Raw genomic sequence first — 19,147 nt, forward strand, 5'->3', positions numbered from 1 at the left:
GCTCGACTTCGCTGCACCCGCGCCCACGCGCGGGAGCGGACGGCGTCAGAACGCGTTGATGCCCGTCAGCTCGCGGCCGATCACCAGCTGGTGCACGGTTTCGGTGCCCTCGTAGGTGATGACCGACTCCAGGTTGAGCGCGTGGCGGATGGCGGCATGCTCGGTGGTGATGCCGGCGCCGCCCAGCAGGTCGCGACATTCGCGCGCGATGTCGATGGCCATGCGGCAGTTGTTCCACTTCGCCAGCGATACCTGCTGCGGCGCCATGGTGCCGGCGTCCTTCAGCCGCCCCAGCTGCAGCGAGAGCAGCTGCGCCAGGGTGATGCGGCGGGCCATCTCGGCCATCTTGATCTGCGCGCTCTGCGTGGCGGCCACCGGGCGGTCGAACAGGATGCGTTCCTTGGTATAGGCCAGCACCTCGTCCAGACAGGCGATGGCCGCGCCGATCGGGCCCCAGGTGATGCCGTAGCGCGCCTGGGTCAGGCAGCCCAGCGGGCCCTTCAGGCCCTTCACGTTCGGCAGGCGGCTGCTGTCGGGCACACGCACGTTGTCGAAGAACAGCGCGCTGGTGACCGACGCACGCAGGCTCATCTTGTGCTTGATCTCCTGCGCGGTGAAGCCGGCCATGCCCTTTTCGAGCAGGAACCCCTGGATGCCGTCGTCGGTTTGCGCCCACACGATGGCGATGTCGGCCAGGTTGCCGTTGGTGATCCACATCTTGGAGCCGTTGATCACCCAGTCGTCGCCATCGCGGCGCGCATGGGTCTTCATGTTGGCCGGGTCGGAGCCGCCGTGTGGTTCGGTCAGGCCGAAGCAGCCGATGACCTTGCCGGCGGCCATGTCCGGCAGCCAGCGCTGGCGCTGTTCCTCGCTGCCGTAGGCGTAGATGGGATACATGCACAGCGAGGACTGCACGCTGACGAAGCTGCGGATGCCGCTGTCGCCGCGCTCGAGTTCCTGGCAGATCAGGCCGTAGCTGACGGCGTTGAGGCCGGCGCAGCCGTACTTCTCCGGCAGGGAGGAGCCCAGCAGGCCCAGCTCGGCGATCTCCGGCACCAGTTCCTTCGGGAAACGGCCCTGGTCGAAGGCGTCGCCAATGATCGGCCGCACGCGCTCGTCGGTGAAACGGGCGACGGCGTCCTGGACGGCGCGCTCCTCTTCGCTCAGCAGGGAACGCACATCGAACAGGTCGTACGGGTTCAGAGCCATCGTGCTTCAACCGGCGTTTGAGGTATCCGGCGATTGTATGCGGTGGCCCCCGCGCGGGTAAGCGCCAGTCCGCAAAGCGAAGGCCGGCGAAACGCCGGCCTTCGAGGGGTGCCACGTTGAAATGCAGGTCCGGGCGGGACCCCGGGCTTCAGCCCTGCCCGGGCGCATCCACGCTGGCGGTCTGGGTCACGACCTGGCCGTCGATGACCGGCAGGCGCTCGCCCGGCTTCTGGTCCATCCGGATGGTCTTGTCCTGACCCTCGAAACGGTAGGTCACGTCATAGCCGATCACCTTGTCAGTGGTGCCCATGGCGATGCGGGTGCCCGGCTTGCTGTCCATGCGCATGGTGCCGGTGGTGCCGTCCGGGTTGCGGTAGGTGACGTTGTAACCGGTCACGCGCGAGGACTCGGAGGTCGCGTTCTCGGTGTGGCACTGGCGCTCGGTGCGGTTGACGACCTTGCCGCCCACGTGACGCTTGTCCACCTGGTTGCCGATCACGCCGCCGGCCACGGCACCGGCCACGGTGGCCGCCTTCTTGCCGCTGCCGCCGCCCACCTGGTTGCCCAGCAGGCCGCCGATCACCGCGCCTGCGACCGTGCCGCCGGCATTGCCGTCGCGCTCGGGCAGGCGCTCCTGCACGACCACGTCTTCGCAGACTTCGCGCGGGGTGCTGGTGGTGGTGGTTTCGCGCACCGGCTCGGTGCCGATGACGGTCGCGTAAAGCTTCTCCGAACTGGTGATCGGCTCGGCCTTCACCACCTCGGCGTACTGCAGGGTGCCGACCGGCAGCTGATTGTCGGTGGCCGCGGCATCATCGGCGACCAGCGCGCCGTCTGCGGCGGTCACCAGGCCGTCCTGCGCCGTGGGGCTCTTGTCGCCGCCCTTGAGGAAAGCCGCGGTGGCCACACCGCCCACCAGCAGCGCGCCAACGGCGACCAGGATCGTAGTGGTATTGCTCTTCATCGCTGCCTCCAAGTCGGGCTGACCCCGATTCACATTGGTCATCATTGCACCACTGCGAACCTGAACCAAGTACCCGGACAAGGCCACGAAAACCAACGGAAAATGAACGATTCCGTCAGGCGATGATCATGTTAGCGTGATGCCATTCCACCGCGGTCGAGTGCCTGCGTCATGCCCAATCCCGTTCTCCTGCCTCTCCTCGACTGGGCGCGCAAGCTGCGCTATCCCACCCTGTTCAAGATCACCGCCGCACTGTTCGTGGTGACCCTGTTCCTGCCCGATCCGGTCCCGTTCGTGGACGAGATCCTGTTCGGCCTGGGCACCCTGCTACTGGCCAACTGGAAACGCCGCAAGGATCCGCCGTCCTCGCTCGAGGCCACGGACGCCCGACGCTGACGTGATGCTGGTCGACAGCCACAGCCACTTCGACGCGCCCGAGTTCGACGGCGACCGCGATGCGGCGCTGGCGCGGGCACGCGCCGCTGGCGTGACCCGGCAGGTGGTGCCGGCCGTGGCCGCCTCGAGCTGGCCGAAACTGCGCGAGGTCTGTGCGCAAGGCGCAGGCCTGTTCCCGGCCTACGGACTGCACCCGATGTACCTGACCGAACACCGGCCCGCGCATCTGGACGCGCTGCGCGCATGGATCGAGCGCGAGCACCCACTGGCGATCGGCGAATGCGGACTGGATTTCTTCGTCGAAGGCCTGGATGAAGACGAACAGCGCCGCTACTTCGAGGGACAGCTGCGACTGGCGCGCGAGTTCGACCTGCCGCTGATCGTGCATGCGCGGCGCGCGGTGGACGCCGTGATCGCGTCGGTAAAGCGGGTCGGCCGCCTGCGCGGCGTGGTGCACAGTTTCTCCGGCAGCCCGGAGCAGGCGCGCCAGCTGTGGCAGCTGGGATTCCTGATCGGGCTGGGAGGACCGGTGACCTACGAGCGCGCCAACCGCCTTCGCGCCCTCGCCCGCACGAGGCCGCTGGACTACCTGCTACTGGAAACCGACGCGCCCGACCAGCCCGATGCCGGCATCCGCGGACAGCGCAACGAACCCGCCCGGCTGCCGGTGGTGCGCGACGTCATCGCGGGCCTGCGCGGGATCACCGCCGACGAAGTGTCACAGGCCACCACGCGCAACGCGGAACGGCTGTTCAACCTTCCGCCGGCGTGATGCCCCGCTTGGCCGGTTTTGCCAGCAGCTCCAGCGCCTTGCCCACCATGGCGAACGCGAACGCGCCGGTGATGTGGGTGGCCGCTCCCAGTCCCACGCCGCAGTCCAGTTTCAGCGCCGCATCCGCGCCCAGTTGCGGGCGCAGGCCGCAGACCGTGCCATCGGCTTGCGGATACTTGACGTTCTCCAGCGAGTAGACGGCCTGCACGCCGAAGTAGCGGTCCTTGTTCTTCGGAAAATTGAATTCCGCGCGCAGCTTCTTGCGGACCAGGGCGAGCAGCGCGTCGTGTTCGGTGCGGGAGAGATCGCGCAGCCGGATCTGGGTGGGATCGGTGCGTCCACCGGCCGAGCCGGAAACCACGATGGGCAGCTTGCGGCGGCGGCACCACGCGATCATCTCCACCTTCACCCGGAAGCTGTCGCAGGCATCGAGCACCAGGTCGAAACCGCGATCCAGCAGGTCGGCCATGTTGGACGCCGTCAGGAACTGCGGGATGACGTCCACCTCGACCAGCGGGTTGATCGCGCGGCAACGCTCGGCCATCGCCTCGGCCTTGTTGCGCCCGTACTGGCCATCCAGCGCAGGCAACTGCCGGTTGGTGTTGGACACGCAGATGTCGTCGGCGTCGATCAGGGTGAGATGGCCCACGCCCGAGCGCACCAGGGCTTCCACCACCCACGAGCCCACGCCACCCATGCCTACCACCGCCACGCGCGCAGCCGCATGGCGTTCCACCGACCCCACGCCGTACAGCCTGTCGATGCCGGCGAACCGGTCCCTGAGTTCTTTCTTCATGCCACCAGTGTAAGCCGTGGCGCAAACCGTGACGGCCGTCGTACCATCGCCGCGTCATCCACAAGGAGCCCGCCGCATGGCCAGCCAGCCCGAGACCAAGAAGCCTTCCGCCGCGTCGCGTTACCTGTTCCTGTTCCTGATCGGCCTGGTCGTGGGCGCCATCTGCACCGTAATGGCGATGCGCGCACTGCAGGCGCGGCAGGACCCGTTCCCGGACAGCGTGATGCAGGTGATGGCCAAGCATTCGGGCCAACTTGCCGACAAGGTGAAGCAGAACCGCTGCGCCGCCACCGACACCATCCCGCACGTGCGCACGCTGCGCGCGATGGCGAACGATCTGGAGATGGCGTTCCCCGGCATCGCCGACGACAGCCGCTTCAAGACGCACACCAGCCAGTTCCGCGCCGACCTGGATGCCGCGTTGAACGCGCCGCCCACCGACTGCGCCGCCGCCGGGGCGCTGGTGGAGAAGGTGGGCACGGACTGCAAGGCCTGCCATCAGGACTTCCGCGGCTGAGGCGTGTCGCAGGTCTGAATCGCACCTGACATCCGGGCCGCGCAAGCGGCCCGATTGTCATGGTGTTCACACGTCCGTGTGGAGCATGCCGGTGAAGGGACCGCGCCATGTCGGCGGCCCCACCCTCCAGGAGGCTCCATGAACATGCGTCTGATCGCCATCGGCCTGACCGCCACCCTCGCCCTCGCCGGCTGCGCCAGCACCTCGCCCGGTTACTCCAGCGGTTACGGCGGCGGCTACAACACCGCACCGGCCAACCGCTACTGCGCCGACTGCGGCATTGTCGAGCGCATCGACGTGGTCCCGTCGGGCCGCAGCGCGCCGTCGGCCACCGGCGCGGTGCTGGGTGGCATCGTCGGCGCGGTCGCCGGGCGCCAGATCTCCGATCGGACCGGCGGCAGCGAGGGCAACAAGAACGTCGCCACCGTGGCCGGCGCGGTCGCCGGCGCAGCGGCCGGCAACGCGATCCAGAACCGGACCACCGGCGATACCTACAACATCACCGTGCGCATGGACGACGGCCGTCGCGTGACCATCAACCAGCACGATCTGGGTGGCGTCCGCGAGAACACCTATGTGCGCATCCAGAACGGCCGCGTGGTCATCCGCTGACCCCCGGACCGCTGAAAAAGAAAAAGCCCGGCGCATGCCGGGCTTTTTCGTGGAGCACGCGCGGATGCGCGGTTCGGCGGTCGGGTCAGACCGGCTGCACCGCATCGGCCTGCAGGCCCTTCTGGCCCTGCACGACGGTGAAGGTGACCTTCTGGCCTTCCTTGAGGCTCTTGAAGCCCTGGGTCTGGATGGCGCGGAAATGCACGAACACGTCTTCACCATTCTCGCGGCTGATGAAGCCGAAGCCCTTGGCATCGTTGAACCATTTCACGGTTCCGGTTTCACGATCAGACATCTACTTGCTCCTTGAAACGGGTGGTGGATACGCCTGCTGGGCGGCTGGTTGCAAGGAGGAAGCGAGGTACAAGGATGCAGCGGATCATGGATCTACCCCATCAGGCCACGATTCACGGTGACCTTGGCAACGGCAGCGGCCGCACAGTAACCCGGCATTTGTGAAAATGCAAACGCCCGGACGATAAAGTCAAGCCCCCGGCAACCCCTTGATTCCGTAGGAGAATTGATTGGACATCCAGTTCCTGTATTACGCCCTGGCCATCGTGCTGATCCTGGTCGGCATCGCCGGCGTGCTGCTACCCGCCCTGCCCGGCCTGCCGCTGGTGTTCGCGGGCATGCTGCTGGCCGCCTGGGCGGGTGATTTCCAGCAGATCGGCTGGGTCACGCTGGTCGTGCTGGGCGGGCTGACGGCGCTTTCCTTCGTGGTGGACATCGTCTCCACCGCCATCGGCGCGCAGCGCGTGGGCGCCAGCCGCAAGGCGTTGCTGGGCACGGTCATCGGTACCTTCGCCGGGCTGTTCTTCATGCCCATCGGCCTGTTGGCCGGCCCCTTCGTCGGCGCGCTGCTGGGCGAACTGTGGCACGGCCGCGAATTCCGCCAGGCCACCAAGGTCGGGCTGGGGACGTGGCTGGGCATCGTGCTGGGCGTGGTGCTGAAGCTGGGGGTGGCCTTCGCGATGCTGGGCCTGTTCGTCTTCGCCTGGATCTTCTGATCTTCGCGCGCCGGCTGGCAGAATGGCGGCGCCCCCACCGAGCGACCCCCTGCATGACGCATCGCATCCGACTGCTTCCGCTGGTAATTGGCGTTTCATACGGGTTGACCGCTCACGCCCAGGACGGCGCGCCGACGACCACGCCCGCCGAGGCCTGCTTCTCGCTGGAGAACGATGCTGCCCGCCTGGCCTGTTACGACGCTGCGCTGGGACGCAGCGCAGCCGACACCCGGCGTGCCGACGAGGAAGCCGTGGCGGCGAAAGAGGCCGAAGCGGCCGCACGCGCGAAGGCGCGGGCCGACGCCCGCGCCGCCGCCGAGGCGCAGGACCAGGACCTGGCGCTGAGCGAGCGCACCCGCCGGCGGCTGGGGGCCTGGTTCCGTGCCGACGATCCGGGCGATGCCGACCTGATCGCCAATGCCGGCCGCGGCTCCCTGCTGGACAGCCGCTGGGAACTGGCCAAGGACTCCAAGCTGGGCGTGTTCCAGTTGCGCGGCTACAAGCCGCTGTACCTGCTGCCGGCCTTCTGGACCAGCCGGGTCAACGAAACGCCCTCGTCCCCGAATCCCGACAACACGGTGACCGAACCGCAGGCCTTGCAGGACATCGAGGCCAAGTTCCAGCTCAGCTTCAAGACCAAGTTCGCCGAGAACGTGTTCGGCGACAACGGCGACATCTGGGGCGCGTATACCCAGAGCTCGCGCTGGCAGGTCTACAACGGCGAGGAATCGCGCCCGTTCCGCGAGACCAACTACGAGCCGGAAGTGATGCTGGTGTTCCGCAACAACTACAGCATCGCCGGCTGGAAAGGCCGCATGGCCGGCATCGGTATCAACCACCAGTCCAACGGCCGCGGCGACCCGCTCTCGCGCAGCTGGAACCGCGTCATCGCCACCATCGGCCTGGATCGCGAGAACTGGGCCTTCGTGGTGCGGCCCTGGTACCGCGTCCCCGACGGCAACGACGACGACAACCCGGACATCGAGGACTACATCGGCCGTGGCGACGCCATGCTGACCTATGCGAAAGACGGCCACGTCTTCACCGTACTGGGACGGCACTCGCTGCGCGGTGGCGACGACTCGCACGGCGCGCTGCAGGTGGACTACGGCTTCCCGATCAATCGCACGTTCCGCGGCCACGTACAGGTCTTCCATGGCTACGGCGAAAGCCTGATCGACTACAACCACAAGGCGACCTACGTGGGCCTGGGCATCTCGCTGCTGGACTGGTACTGATGGACGAGGTGACGATCTACCACAACCCCGCCTGCGGCACCTCGCGCAACACGCTGGGACTGATCCGCAATGCCGGCATCGAACCGCAGGTCATCGAATACCTGCGCACGCCACCCGATCGCGCCACGCTGTTGTCGCTGATCGCGGCCATGGGCGTGCCCGTGCGTGACGTGGTGCGCGCGAAGGAACCGCGTTACGCGGAACTCGGCCTGGCCGACGCCGACGACGCGGCCCTCATCGACGCCATGCTGGCCCATCCGGTGCTGATCAACCGTCCCATCGTGGTCACTGCCCTGGGCACGAAGCTCTGCCGCCCGTCGGAAGCGGTGCTGGACATCCTGCCGCAGCCTCAGCGCAGCGCCTTCAGCAAGGAAGACGGCGAGCCGGTGGTGGACGCGGCCGGAAACCGCATCGCCTGACGTAAGATCGGGCGCAGGATCCGTACCGCCTGCCAAGGAAGCCGCCCATGCCGCGCCCGCGCCGTTCGTTCTTCGCCTATGCCTCCGCCATGCTGGGCCTGCTCAGCCTGATGGCGGTGGCCTGCTTCCATTTCCCGGAACTGCTGACCAGCAAGGAGTTCCGCGCGGCGTACAACGAACAGTTCGCCCGCCACCTGCTGCTGGTGGGGCTGGCGGCGGCGTTCGCCATGGGCACCTGGGCCATCCTGCGCGACCGCAACAAGCGCATCGCGCTGGTCGGCGGGGGCAGCGCGGCCCTGGCCGTGCTGCTGGGCGGCACCAACGTGCAGTTCGACGCCATCGGCAAGACCCCGTACTCGCTGGGGCTGGACTGGTTCGTGATCTCGCTGTTCTTCTCGGCGCTGGTGTTCGTGCCGCTGGAGCACTACCTGGGCAAGCGCCGGATCTCGCCGCTGCGGCCGGGCTGGCGCACGGACGTGGCGTACTTCTTCATGAGCCATGTGCTGGTGCAGTTCATCCTGATCCTGGTGACCGCATCCACGTCCACCATCGCAGGGCTGGCCGCGTTCCCGGCCCTGAAGGACGCGATCCAGTCGCTGCCGGTCTGGGCGCAGTTCCTGATCGCGGTGTTCGTGGCCGACCTGGCGCAGGCGCTGCTGCACCGCGCCTACCACAACATTCCCTGGCTGTGGCGCTTCCACGCCGTGCACCACTCCAGCCGCGAAATGGACTGGCTGGCGGGTTCCCGCATCCATATCGTCGAGATCGTGCTGACCCGCAGCGCCGTGCTGCTGCCGCTGCTGGTGCTGGGCTTCTCCACGCCGGCGGTGAACGCCTACGTGATCCTAGTCGGCCTGCAGGCCGTGCTGGCGCACGCCAATCTCGGCATCCGCTTCGGCTGGCTGGAGTACCTGCTGGTGCTGCCGCGCTACCACCACTGGCACCATGCGCGGCACAAGGACTACCTGGACGTGAACTACGCCATCCACCTGCCGCTGGTGGACATGCTGATGGGCACCTTCAAGCTGCCGCCGAAGCAGGAAGACTGGCCCGGAGAGTACGGCGTGATGAAGCTGGAGACGGTGCCGCGCGGCATCCTGCGCCAGCATCTGATGCCGTTCCAGGGTGGAAAGAAGTTCGACGAATACGTGGACTGAGCGAACGCGCTGCTGCCTCTGTAGGAGCGACGTAAGTCGCGACCGCACGCCATGGCAGCCGCTGGCGCATTTCATTCGTTGCGTATCGGCGTCGTCATTCGCGAACCAGAATCGACGCCACTCAAGGTCCGCGGTCGCGACTCACGTCGCTCCTACAGAGACAGCTCCGCTCACGTCCAGTCCGTCAGCCCCTCGCGGGCATAGACTTCCCTGAAGCTCGGCAGCGCCTTCATGCGCTGCGCGTGGGCATGCAACACCGGCCAGCGGTCGGTCGGCCTGGGCATGTTGCGCGACCAGCGCATCAGCATGGTCAGCAGGAAGTCGGCGGCGGAGCGCTGCGCGCCCAGCAGGTAGGGGCCGTGCGCCTCCAGATGGTCCGCGACCTGCTGCCACGCGCGTTCCAGCTTGAGTCGTGCATGCAGCCGGCTGGCCTCGGCGTTCTCCGGGCCCGCGATCTCGTCCGCATAGAACCACGCGCGGTACGCAGGCATCAGCGTGTTGGCGCAGAACAGCATCCAGCGGTAGTACTGCGCGCGCTGCGTGGTCGCCACCGCCGGCGCAAGCTCCGCGCGGGGATGCGTATCGGCCAGATGCATGAGGATAGCCGCGGTCTCGGTGATCACCTGCCCGTCCATCACCAGCGTGGGCACCACGCCGGCGGGATTGAGCTTCAGGTAGTCGTCGGACTTCTGGTCGCGCTTGTCGAAATCCAGTTCATGCAACTCGTGCGGGATACCGAGTTCGATCAGCAGCCAGTGGACGACCAGGCTGGCGGTGCTGCGGGAGTAGTAGAGCATGGTGGACATGTAGGGACCTCTGAAGTTTGAGCCCCTCTCCCTGCGGGAGAGGGGTTGGGGTGAGGGGCGATGCAAGTCCGGATGACTCAGGCATTCCGGCTCCGCTCGCCCCTCATCCGCCCTTCGGGCACCTTCTCCCGAAGGGAGAAGGAAACAGCGTCAGGCCACCACCACCGGGATCTTCCCGATCCGCGCCTGCCATTCCTTCGGCCCGGTCTGGTGGACCGAGGTCCCCTGCGAATCGACGGCCACGGTCACCGGCATGTCCTGCACGGTGAACTCGTAGATCGCTTCCATGCCCAGGTCGGCGAAGCCGACGACCTTCGCCGCCTTGATCGCCTTGGATACCAGGTAGGCCGCGCCGCCGACCGCCATCAGGTAGGCCGATTGGTGCTTCTTGATCGCCTCGATCGCCGCCGGGCCGCGCTCGGCCTTGCCGACCATGCCCAACAGGCCGGTCTGTGCCAGCACCTGTTCGGTGAACTTGTCCATGCGGGTGGCGGTGGTCGGACCAGCGGGACCGACGACCTCGTCGCGCACCGGATCGACCGGGCCCACGTAGTAGATGAAGCGGCCCTTCAAGTCGACCGGCAGCGGCTCGCCCTTGTTGAGCATGTCGACCATGCGCTTGTGCGCGGCATCGCGGCCGGTCAGCAGCTTGCCGTTGAGCAGCAGCACTTCGCCCGGCTTCCAGCTGGCCACGTCTTCGCGGGTCAGGGTGTCGAGGTCGACGCGACGGCCCTTGGAGGCGTCGTAGGTCAGCTCCGGCCAGTCCTCCAGCGACGGCGGATCCAGCATCACCGGACCGCTGCCGTCGAGGGTGAAATGCGCGTGGCGCGTGGCAGCGCAGTTCGGGATCATCGCCACCGGCAGGTTGGCCGCGTGGGTCGGGTAGTCCTTGACCTTGATATCGAGCACGGTGGTCAGGCCACCCAGGCCCTGCGCACCGATGCCCAGCGCGTTGACCTTCTCGTACAGCTCCAGGCGCAGCTCCTCGGCGCGGTTCGACGGACCGCGGGCCTGCAGGTCGGTGATGTCGATCGGCTCCATCAGCGACTCCTTCGCCAGCAGCATCGCCTTCTCCGCGGTGCCGCCGATGCCGATGCCGAGCATGCCCGGCGGACACCAGCCGGCGCCCATGGTCGGCACGGTCTTCAGCACCCAGTCGACGATGGAGTCGGACGGATTGAGCATCGCGAACTTCGACTTCGCTTCGGAACCGCCGCCCTTCGCAGCGACGATCACGTCGACGGTGTTGCCCGGCACTACCTTCACGTTGACCACGCCCGGCGTGTTGTCCTTCGTATTGGTGCGTTTGCCGGCCGGGTCGGCCAGCACGCTGGCGCGAAGCTTGTTGTCGGGATGGTTGTAGGCGCGGCGCACGCCTTCGTGGACCATGTCCTCCACGCCCATCGTGGCGTCGTCCCAGCGCACGTCCATGCCGATCTCGAGGAACACGGTCACGATGCCGGTGTCCTGGCAGATCGGACGGTGGCCTTCGGCGCACATGCGCGAATTGATCAGGATCTGGGCGATGGCATCCTTCGCCGCCGGCGACTCCTCGCGCTCGTAGGCGGCGGCGAGGTTCTTGATGTAGTCCACCGGGTGGTAGTAGCTGATGTACTGCAGGGCATCGGCGATGGACTGGATGAGGTCTTCTTGCTTGATCGAGGTCATGGAGCGACGGGCGGCTGCCGGTGGGGTAGCGGGCGGAAGCGCCCATTTTAGGCCAAAGTGACGGCCCGCCCGGGTGTCACGGGCGGGCGCCCTCGCCCGTCTTTGGTCGCATGAACGCCGAAAACACCTTCGAAGCCCACCGTTCCCGCCTGTTCGGGCTGTCCTATCGCCTGTTGGGCAGCCGCAGCGACGCCGAGGATGTCGTCCAGGACACCTGGCTGCGCTGGCAGCAGGCCGACCGGACCGGCATCCGCGACCCCGAAGCCTGGCTGGTCACCGCCGCCACCCGGCTGGGCATCGACCGCCTGCGCGCCGCACGGACGCAGCGCGAGCACTACACCGGACCGTGGCTGCCGCCCCCCTCGGAGATCGACGAATCGCCCTCGCCAGAGCAGTCGGCCGAGGTGGCCGAACAGGTCTCGCTGGCCTTCCTGGCCGTGCTGGAGCGGCTGGGTCCGGAGGAACGCGCGGCCTTCCTGCTGAAGGAGGCCTTCGACTACGACTACGCCCAGATCGCGCCCTTGCTGGGCCAGAGCGAGGCGAACTGCCGGCAGATGGTCCACCGCGCGCGCGAACGCGTGCAGGCGGGCCGGCCGCGCTTCGATGTTCCCCGCGAGAACCATCGCCGCCTGCTCGAGCGCTTCATGCAGGCCGCGCGGCGCGGCGACCAGCCCGCGATCACCGCCCTGCTGCGCGAGGACGCGCAACTGGTCTCCGACGGCGGTGGCAAGGCCGTCGCGGTCATCCGCCCGCTGCTGGGCGCGATCCGCATCGCGCGGCTGTTCTGGGCCGCCTATCGACGACAGGATCCGGCCATCGACTGGCGCATGGGCACGGTGAACGGCGAGCCCGCGATCCTGCGCTACCGCGACGGCGTGCTGGCTGCGGTGATGGTGGCGGTGAGCGACGGTGAGCGCATCAGCGACATCTTCACCATCGCCAATCCTGACAAGTTGGGCTCGGGTGTCACGCCGAAGGACGGTGGCGCGTCCTGGTAGTGAAGGTGGCCATCGTGGCCGCCATTGAGGCACTGCCATGAGCCAGAAGTTCCATCGCGTCGATTACCCCAAGCATGTTCCCGACGCCTTCCGCGGCTTGTATGCCGCCAGCACCGCCATCCACAACGGCGTGCTGGGGAAGGAATTCCTCGAACTCATCTTCCTGCGCGTCTCCCAGATCAACGGCTGCGCCTTCTGCATGGACATGCACGGCGGGGCACTGCGCAAGGCCGGGGTGGAACCGCGCAAACTGGACACCCTGGCCGGCTGGCGCGACAGCCGCTTCTTCGACGCCCGCGAGGGTGCCGCACTGGCCTGGGCGGAACAACTGACCACCCTGCCCTCGGGCGCGCCCGCCGATGCGACCTACGAGGCACTGAAGGACCACTTCGATGAGTCCGGCATCGCCGAACTGACCATGGCGGTGGCCACGATCAACGCGTGGAACCGCCTGGGCGTGGGCATGCAGCCCATCCTGCCCTGACCCGGCACGCCGCCACGCGGCACAATGGGGGCCATGGAAACCCTGGTCCTCATCCTCGACCTGGTCGGCACGTTTGTGTTCGCGCTCAGCGGCGCCATGCTGGGCGTGCGGCGCCGACTGGACCTGTTCGGCGTACTGGTGCTGTCGTTCGCCGCAGCGACCGCGGGCGGCATCACCCGTGACCTGCTGATCGGCGCCACGCCGCCGGCAGCGCTCAGCGACTGGCGCTATCCGGTCACCTCGCTGGCCGCCGGCGTGGTGACCTTCTTCCGCGCATCGCTGATCGAGAAGCTGCACCACCCGGTGCGGCTGTTCGATGCGATGGGCCTGGCCCTGTTCGCGGTCGCCGGCACGCAGAAGGCCCTGGAATACGGCATCGCGCCGCCGATGGCGGCCGCGATGGGCATGCTGACGGGCATCGGCGGGGGCATCGCCCGCGACGTGCTGCTGGCGCAGGTGCCGCTGGTGCTGCGCGCCGAGCTCTACGCCGTCGCTGCGCTGGCCGGTGCACTGATCGTCGCCCTGGGCCACTGGCTGCAACTGCCGCCTCTGCCCTGCGCGCTGGTGGGTGCCCTGGTGTGCTTCGGCCTGCGCATGGCCGCGATCACCTTCGGCTGGCACCTGCCGGTGGCCCTGCAGTCCGGCGGCGACGGCGAGCCACCCGGTCCGTTGCAGTAACGCCCGGGCCGCCTGCGCCCAAGCGTGCGCAGGGGCCGACGAACCGTGCGGCACGCGCCGGCGCATGGGCTTAGCATGGCGGCACCTGCGCCCATCCACGTCCGCCATGGCCATCGCCGCCTCACGTCCGCTCGACATGCCCCGCCAGCAGGCCTTCTGGCTGCTGCACCTGGCCGGCTGGAGCGCGTACTTCGCGCAGGGCTGCCTGTACGCGGTCGCCCACGGCAAGCCGTCGGGATACTGGGTGGTGCCGGCCACCGCCGCCACGATGGGTGCGCTGGTCACGCTGGGGCTGCGCTTCGTGCTGCGAAGTTACTGGAACCTGCCGCCGCGCAGACTGCTGGCGCTGATGATCCCGCTGGTGCTGGCCAGTTCGGCCGCCATCGACTTCGTCACCCGCGAAGCCCTGGTCGACTTCTGCGAGACCTGCAGGCCCACCACGCGACTGGAGTTCGTCGCCTACTCGCTGGGCTACATCTACGTGGTGCTGGCGTGGGTGGGCGCCTACATGGGGATCAAGTACTACCGCCAGCTGCAGGGCGAGACCGAGCGCGCGCTCGCCGCGCGCAGCATGGCCCACCAGGCGCAGCTGAAGATGCTGCGCTATCAGCTGAACCCGCACTTCCTGTTCAACACGCTCAACGCCATCTCCACGCTGATCCTGGACCGCGACAACGCCACCGCCAACCGCATGGTGCAGGGTCTGTCGTCGTTCCTGCGCCACTCGCTGGACAACGACCCGATGCAGCGGGTGACGCTGCGCCAGGAACTGGACGCGCTGACGCTGTACCTGGACATCGAGAAGATCCGCTTCGCCGAACGTCTGCGCATCGAGACCGCCATCGAGGAGGACTGCTGGCGCGCCCTGTTGCCCAGCCTGCTGCTGCAGCCGCTGGTCGAGAACGCCATCAAGTACGCCGTCGCCAAACAGGTCGCCGGCGGCCTGCTGCGCATCGAGGCCGAGCGCGACGGCGAGCAGCTGGTGCTGCGCGTGATCGACGACGGCCCCGGCTGCAGCGCCATCGAAGGCGACCAGCTGCCGCCCGGCAAGGGCGTGGGCCTGCGCAACACGCGTGAACGCCTGCACGTGCTGTACGGCGACACCGGCGGGTTCTCCGTGCGCAACCGCGAGCGCGGCATCGAGGTGACGCTGCGCCTGCCGTTCGAAACCTCGCAGACCCTGGGGGACTGACGCGTGGATGCCGCCGTTTCCGCACCATTGCGCGCCATCGTCGTGGACGATGAGCCGCTGGCCCGCCGCGGCCTGGAGATCCGGCTTGCCGCCCATGCCGACGTGCAGATCGTCGGTTATTACGGCGACGGTGCTTCGGCCATCGGCGGGCTGCGCGAGCATCGCCCGGACCTGATGTTCCTGGACGTGCAGATGCCGGGCATGGACGGCTTCCAGACGCTGCGGGCGATCCCGGCCAACGAGATGCCGCTGGTGGTGTTCGTCACCGCCTACGACCACTACGCGATCCGCGCATTCGAAGCCTCGGCCACCGATTACCTGCTGAAGCCGGTGGAGGACTCCCGCCTGGCGCAGGCACTGGCACGGGTCCGCCAGGCACGCGCCCAGCGCGAGGCCAGCGGCCATTGCGCGCATCTGCTCGGCCTGCTGGGCGAACTCAGCGGCCGCCCGCCGCTGGACCTGGACGAAGCGCTCAAACCCGACGCCCTGGACCTGCTGCGCCGCGAGGAGAAGCTCGCCGTGCGCGATGGCGGCCGTACCGTGCGCGTGGACCTGCACAGCATCCGCTGGATCGACGCGGCCGGCGACTACATGTGCATCCACACCGATGGCGATGGGCCGAACGGCAATACCCTGGTCCTGCGCGCCACCATGCGCGAGCTCGAGAAGCAGCTGGACCCGCAGCGCTTTCCGCGCATCCACCGCTCCACCATCGTCAACGCGCGCCGCGTGGTGGAGATGCGCCCGCACACCAACGGCGAAAGCTTCCTGCGCCTGGACTGCGGCCAGGAACTGAAGCTGTCGCGCAGCCATCGCGACAAGCTGGCGGTGTTGCTGTAGGCGGGGTCATCCGTTGTAGGAGCGACGTCAGTCGCGACCGCACGTCCCGGACTCCGTTGGACCTCACGCGCGAGGCAGATTCGTGCCCACGTCTGCTCCCGTGTCGCGCGCTTCATCCTTCCCCTGATATTCACCGCGCACGGTCGCGACTGACGTCGCTCCTACAAAGACGCTACTTGCGGGCAACATCCATTTTCCACCTTCGCTTCAACGCACCGCATCCACCACTCGCCGCAACGCCGCACCACGCATGACTTCCGGGCCATAACGCCGCTTGCGACTGCGTGCATCGTGCGCACCGCCGACCACCACGCGGACCTGCACGATGAAACTCACCGAGGCCTCCCTGCGCAATCCCGCCGCCGTCGCGGTCGTGGTGGCGATGGTCTGCGCGTTCGGCCTGATGAGCCTGGGCAAGCTGCCGCTGCAGCTGTTTCCCGACATCGAACGTCCGCAGATGTCCATCCAGACCGGCTGGCGCGCCGCCTCGCCGCAGGAGATGGAGTCGGAGATCGTCGAGCCGATCGAAACGGTGATGCAGGGCCTGCCCGGACTGGAGGAAATGGCCTCAAACGTCAATGCCGGCAACAGCTTCATCAACCTGACCTTCGCCGTCGGCAGCGACATGGACGCGATGCTGGTGGAAGTGCTGTCGCGGATGAACCGCCTGCAGCCGCTGCCGCGCGACGCCACGCCGCCGGTCGTGCAGGCCGGCGCGGACAACGCCAACAACTCGCTGACCTACTTCTTCGTGCAGAAGCTGCCCGGCACGCGCGGCGACATCCTCGACTACCGGCAGTTCATCGAGGACCGCATCGTGCCGCGATTGACCTCGGTCGACGGCGTGGCCGGCGTGGACATCAATGGCGGTGCAGCGGAGGAGCTGACCATCACCCTGGACCTGGCGCGCGCCGCGGCGCTCGGCATCCAGATCCCGGAAGTCGCGGCCGTGGCCGCGCGCGCCACCGACGTGTCCGGCGGGGTGGTCGAAGCCGGCCGCCGCGAGTACGTGCTGCGCTTCGCAGGGCGCTACTCACCCGACGTGCTTGGCAACCTGATCCTCGCCTGGCGCGATGGCCGCCCGGTACGACTGGCCGATGTCGCCACCGTCGAGGTCAAACGGCCCGAACAGCGCTTCTTCGCTTACCAGAACGGCAATCCCGCCATCGGCCTGCGCATCCTGCGCGAGAGCGGCGCCAACGTGCTGGACACGCTGGACGAGGTGAAGCGCGTCGTCGCCGACGTGCGCGAGCAGGAACTCAACCCGCTGGGCCTGGACATCGCCCAGAGTTTCGATGCCTCGGTCTTCATCAATCGCGCGCTGGGCCTGCTGTCCGGCAGTCTCACCGTTGGCGTGCTGCTGGCCGTGGGCTGCCTGTGGTGGTTCCTGCGCGATGTGCGCGCCACCGCGCTGATTGCCTGCGCCATTCCCATTTCGCTGCTGGCCACCTTCATCGTGCTGCAGCTGACCGGACGCAGCCTCAACGTCATCTCGCTGGCCGGCCTCGCGTTCGCGGTGGGCATGGTGATGGATGCCGCGGTGGTGGTGGCCGAGAACATCGTGCGCCTGCGCGAGCCGGGCCTGCCTGCGGCGCGTGCCGCGCGGGAGGGCACGCGCCGGGTCGGCGGCGCGCTGGTCGCTTCCACGCTGACGACGGTGGCGGTGTTCCTGCCGGTGATCTTCATGGAGGACGTGGAAGGCCAGCTCTTCGCCGATCTCGCCCTGACCATTTCCATCGCGGTGGGCATCTCGCTGCTGATCGCCGTCACCGTGTTGCCCGCAGCGGCCGGGAGCTGGCTGCGCACGCGCCCCGGCGAGGAGCGCCAGCACCGGTTCTGGTCGCGCCTCAGCGACTGGGCACTGAAGACCACCGAAGGCCGCACGCGCCAGCTCGGCTGGGTCGGCGCGCTTGTCCTCGCGCCCGCCCTGCTCGCGGCCGTGCTGATGCCGCAGATCGACTACCTGCCGCCGGTGAAGCGCGCGGCCGTCGACGCCTTCTTCAACTTCCCGCCCGGCATGAGCCCGGAGCGGGTGAACCGCGAGATCGCCCCGGCCCTGCTGGAGCGCATGCGCCCCTACATGGACGGCGAGAAAGGTCCGCAGCTGAGCAACTGGTATCTCAATCTGTGGCCGGGCGGCGGCACGCTGGGCGCGCGCGTGGTGGACCCGGACGACATCGGCGAACTGGAGCGCATCGTGCGCGACGAGATCGTGGTCGGCTTCCCGGACACGCGCGCCTTCGCCAGCGAAGGCGAGCTGTTCGGCAGCTTCGGCGGCTCTGCGCGCGCCATCGCCATCCACCTGCAACACAGCGACGGCGATGCGCTGGCGCGCGCCGCGGAGGCGGGACGCAAGGCGCTGTCGGACCGTTTCGCCGGTGCCAACGTGCAGGCCTGGCCCAGCGCCGACGGCGGCACGCCGGAACTGCGCGTCCATCCCGACGACCGTCGCCTGGCCGAAATCGGCTGGCGGCGCCCGGAGCTCGGCACGGGGGTGCGCACGCTGGGCGACGGGCAATGGCTGGGCGAGCATTTCGATGGCGACCGGCGCCTTGCGATCATCCTGCGCAGCAACGGCGATGACGACATCGCGCGCCTGGGTGCTGCCCCGCTGGCCACGCCGCAGGGCGGCGTGCTGAGCCTGGCCGACCTGGCACAGGTGGACACCGTGCTGGCGCCGAACCAGCTGCGCCGCATCGACCGTCGCCGCACGGTCACTCTCACCGTCGATCCGCCGGCCGCGATGTCGCTGGAAGAAGCGCTGGACATCGTCAACGACGAGATCGTGCCCAGCCTGCGCGACGCGCTGCCGCCCGACGCCGCCATCCGCATTTCCGGCAGCGCCGACCGGCTGGGCGAAGTGGTGCGCAGCATGGGCCTCAACTTCGTGATGGCGCTGGTGGTGCTGTTCATGCTGATGGCCGCGATGTTCCGCTCGCTGCGCGACAGCGCCTTCGTCATGGCCACGCTGCCGATGGCGGTGCTGGGCGGGGTGGCAGGCCTGCGCGCGCTGGACCTGGCGGCCGGTCAGACGCTGGACCTGCTGTCGATGATCGGCTTCATCATGCTGCTGGGCATGGTGATCAACAACGCCATCCTGCTGGTCGCACAGACGCGCGGAGCGCAGGCCGAAGGCGCCTCGCTGGACGATGCCCTGAAGCAGGCCCTGCAACAGCGCCTGCGCCCGATCCTGATCGCCGCCCTCACCGGCGTGCTGGGCGCGTTACCGATGGCCATCAATCCCGGCCCCGGCGCGGTGATCTATCGCGGCCTGGCCGCCGTGTCGGTAGGTGGCGTGGCACTGAGCCTGCTGTTCACCGTGGTGCTGGTGCCGGCGCTGCTGCGCCTGGCCGCTCGCCGCACACCCCCCGTCGCCGTGTCGTCGATGCAC

Annotated in this window: 21 protein-coding genes; 14 read left to right on the forward strand and 7 right to left on the reverse strand. The window is 68.2% G+C overall.

Annotated elements, in window-relative coordinates; genetic code table 11:
* Positions 1-45: 45 nt before the first annotated feature.
* Positions 46-1,209 (reverse strand): acyl-CoA dehydrogenase family protein, encoded by a 1,164-nt coding sequence (locus CSC76_RS06175; RefSeq protein WP_162109217.1) that lies wholly within the window; start codon positions 1,207-1,209, stop codon positions 46-48.
* A 148-nt stretch (positions 1,210-1,357) separates the two neighbouring features.
* A complete protein-coding gene (locus CSC76_RS06180) occupies positions 1,358-2,173 on the reverse strand; it encodes a glycine zipper 2TM domain-containing protein (RefSeq protein WP_162109218.1) in 816 nt (271 codons plus the stop codon).
* A 171-nt stretch (positions 2,174-2,344) separates the two neighbouring features.
* Between CSC76_RS06180 and CSC76_RS06185 the strand changes: the two genes are divergently transcribed.
* Positions 2,345-2,569, forward strand: coding sequence for a DUF6116 family protein (locus CSC76_RS06185; RefSeq protein ID WP_162109219.1), 225 nt, complete (start codon positions 2,345-2,347; stop codon positions 2,567-2,569).
* Positions 2,570-2,573: 4 nt separating this feature from the next.
* Positions 2,574-3,341, forward strand: a complete 768-nt coding sequence (locus tag CSC76_RS06190) for a TatD family hydrolase (RefSeq protein ID WP_162109220.1) — start codon at positions 2,574-2,576, stop codon at positions 3,339-3,341.
* Here the strand turns inward: CSC76_RS06190 and CSC76_RS06195 are convergent.
* On the reverse strand, positions 3,322-4,137 hold the full coding sequence (locus CSC76_RS06195; RefSeq protein ID WP_162109221.1) for a tRNA threonylcarbamoyladenosine dehydratase: 816 nt from the start codon (positions 4,135-4,137) through the stop codon (positions 3,322-3,324). The genes CSC76_RS06190 and CSC76_RS06195 overlap by 20 nt on opposite strands.
* Positions 4,138-4,213: 76 nt before the next feature.
* Here CSC76_RS06195 and CSC76_RS06200 point away from each other — a divergent pair, with 76 nt between their 5' ends.
* Entirely contained in the window at positions 4,214-4,654 is a 441-nt protein-coding gene (locus tag CSC76_RS06200) for a cytochrome c (RefSeq protein ID WP_162109222.1), read from the forward strand.
* 138 nt (positions 4,655-4,792) lie between these two features.
* A complete protein-coding gene (locus CSC76_RS06205; RefSeq protein WP_162109223.1) occupies positions 4,793-5,266 on the forward strand; it encodes a glycine zipper 2TM domain-containing protein in 474 nt (157 codons plus the stop codon).
* Positions 5,267-5,351: 85 nt separating this feature from the next.
* Here the strand turns inward: CSC76_RS06205 and CSC76_RS06210 are convergent, their stop codons facing one another.
* Positions 5,352-5,561 (reverse strand): cold-shock protein, encoded by a 210-nt coding sequence (locus tag CSC76_RS06210; protein ID WP_108765608.1) that lies wholly within the window; start codon positions 5,559-5,561, stop codon positions 5,352-5,354.
* 229 nt (positions 5,562-5,790) lie between these two features.
* Here CSC76_RS06210 and CSC76_RS06215 point away from each other — a divergent pair, with 229 nt between their 5' ends.
* Genes CSC76_RS06215 through CSC76_RS06230 form a run of 4 tightly spaced genes read left to right on the forward strand, consistent with a single transcriptional unit; the run spans position 5,791 to position 9,090 of the window.
* A complete protein-coding gene (locus CSC76_RS06215; RefSeq protein ID WP_162109224.1) occupies positions 5,791-6,276 on the forward strand; it encodes a DUF456 domain-containing protein in 486 nt (161 codons plus the stop codon).
* Between the two features lie 53 nt (positions 6,277-6,329).
* Complete coding sequence (locus tag CSC76_RS06220; protein ID WP_162109225.1) at positions 6,330-7,514, forward strand: phospholipase A; 1,185 nt, start codon at positions 6,330-6,332, stop codon at positions 7,512-7,514.
* Positions 7,514-7,933, forward strand: coding sequence for an arsenate reductase (glutaredoxin) (gene arsC / locus CSC76_RS06225; protein ID WP_162109226.1), 420 nt, complete (start codon positions 7,514-7,516; stop codon positions 7,931-7,933). The genes CSC76_RS06220 and arsC overlap by 1 nt, the downstream gene beginning before the upstream one ends.
* A 47-nt stretch (positions 7,934-7,980) precedes the next feature.
* Complete coding sequence (locus CSC76_RS06230; RefSeq protein ID WP_162109227.1) at positions 7,981-9,090, forward strand: sterol desaturase family protein; 1,110 nt, start codon at positions 7,981-7,983, stop codon at positions 9,088-9,090.
* 170 nt (positions 9,091-9,260) lie between these two features.
* Here the strand turns inward: CSC76_RS06230 and CSC76_RS06235 are convergent, their stop codons facing one another.
* Together CSC76_RS06235 and CSC76_RS06240 are read right to left on the reverse strand one after the other, a co-directional pair.
* Entirely contained in the window at positions 9,261-9,896 is a 636-nt protein-coding gene (locus CSC76_RS06235) for a glutathione S-transferase family protein (protein ID WP_162109228.1), read from the reverse strand.
* Positions 9,897-10,046: 150 nt separating this feature from the next.
* Positions 10,047-11,564 (reverse strand): fumarate hydratase, encoded by a 1,518-nt coding sequence (locus tag CSC76_RS06240; protein ID WP_162109229.1) that lies wholly within the window; start codon positions 11,562-11,564, stop codon positions 10,047-10,049.
* A gap of 110 nt (positions 11,565-11,674) precedes the next feature.
* Here CSC76_RS06240 and CSC76_RS06245 point away from each other — a divergent pair, with 110 nt between their 5' ends.
* The 5 genes from CSC76_RS06245 (at position 11,675) to CSC76_RS06265 (ending at position 15,756) form a co-directional block, all read left to right on the forward strand.
* Complete coding sequence (locus CSC76_RS06245) at positions 11,675-12,562, forward strand: RNA polymerase sigma-70 factor (RefSeq protein WP_162109230.1); 888 nt, start codon at positions 11,675-11,677, stop codon at positions 12,560-12,562.
* Between the two features lie 37 nt (positions 12,563-12,599).
* On the forward strand, positions 12,600-13,046 hold the full coding sequence (locus CSC76_RS06250; protein WP_162109231.1) for a carboxymuconolactone decarboxylase family protein: 447 nt from the start codon (positions 12,600-12,602) through the stop codon (positions 13,044-13,046).
* A gap of 33 nt (positions 13,047-13,079) precedes the next feature.
* Entirely contained in the window at positions 13,080-13,724 is a 645-nt protein-coding gene (locus CSC76_RS06255; protein ID WP_162109232.1) for a trimeric intracellular cation channel family protein, read from the forward strand.
* 106 nt (positions 13,725-13,830) lie between these two features.
* Positions 13,831-14,916, forward strand: a complete 1,086-nt coding sequence (locus tag CSC76_RS06260; protein WP_162109233.1) for a sensor histidine kinase — start codon at positions 13,831-13,833, stop codon at positions 14,914-14,916.
* Between the two features lie 3 nt (positions 14,917-14,919).
* Positions 14,920-15,756 (forward strand): LytR/AlgR family response regulator transcription factor, encoded by an 837-nt coding sequence (locus CSC76_RS06265; protein WP_187572925.1) that lies wholly within the window; start codon positions 14,920-14,922, stop codon positions 15,754-15,756.
* A 207-nt stretch (positions 15,757-15,963) separates the two neighbouring features.
* On the opposite strand, the gene CSC76_RS19245 is transcribed toward CSC76_RS06265, so the two are convergent.
* On the reverse strand, positions 15,964-16,092 hold the full coding sequence (locus CSC76_RS19245; protein WP_271249595.1) for a hypothetical protein: 129 nt from the start codon (positions 16,090-16,092) through the stop codon (positions 15,964-15,966).
* Between CSC76_RS19245 and CSC76_RS06270 the strand changes: the two genes are divergently transcribed.
* A partial coding sequence (locus CSC76_RS06270; protein WP_162109234.1) for an efflux RND transporter permease subunit occupies positions 16,082-19,147 on the forward strand: 3,066 nt, incomplete at its 3' end. The genes CSC76_RS19245 and CSC76_RS06270 overlap by 11 nt on opposite strands.

It is taken from the genome of Pseudoxanthomonas mexicana, from assembly GCF_010093385.1.
Classification (GTDB): Bacteria; Pseudomonadota; Gammaproteobacteria; order Xanthomonadales; family Xanthomonadaceae; genus Pseudoxanthomonas_A; species Pseudoxanthomonas_A mexicana.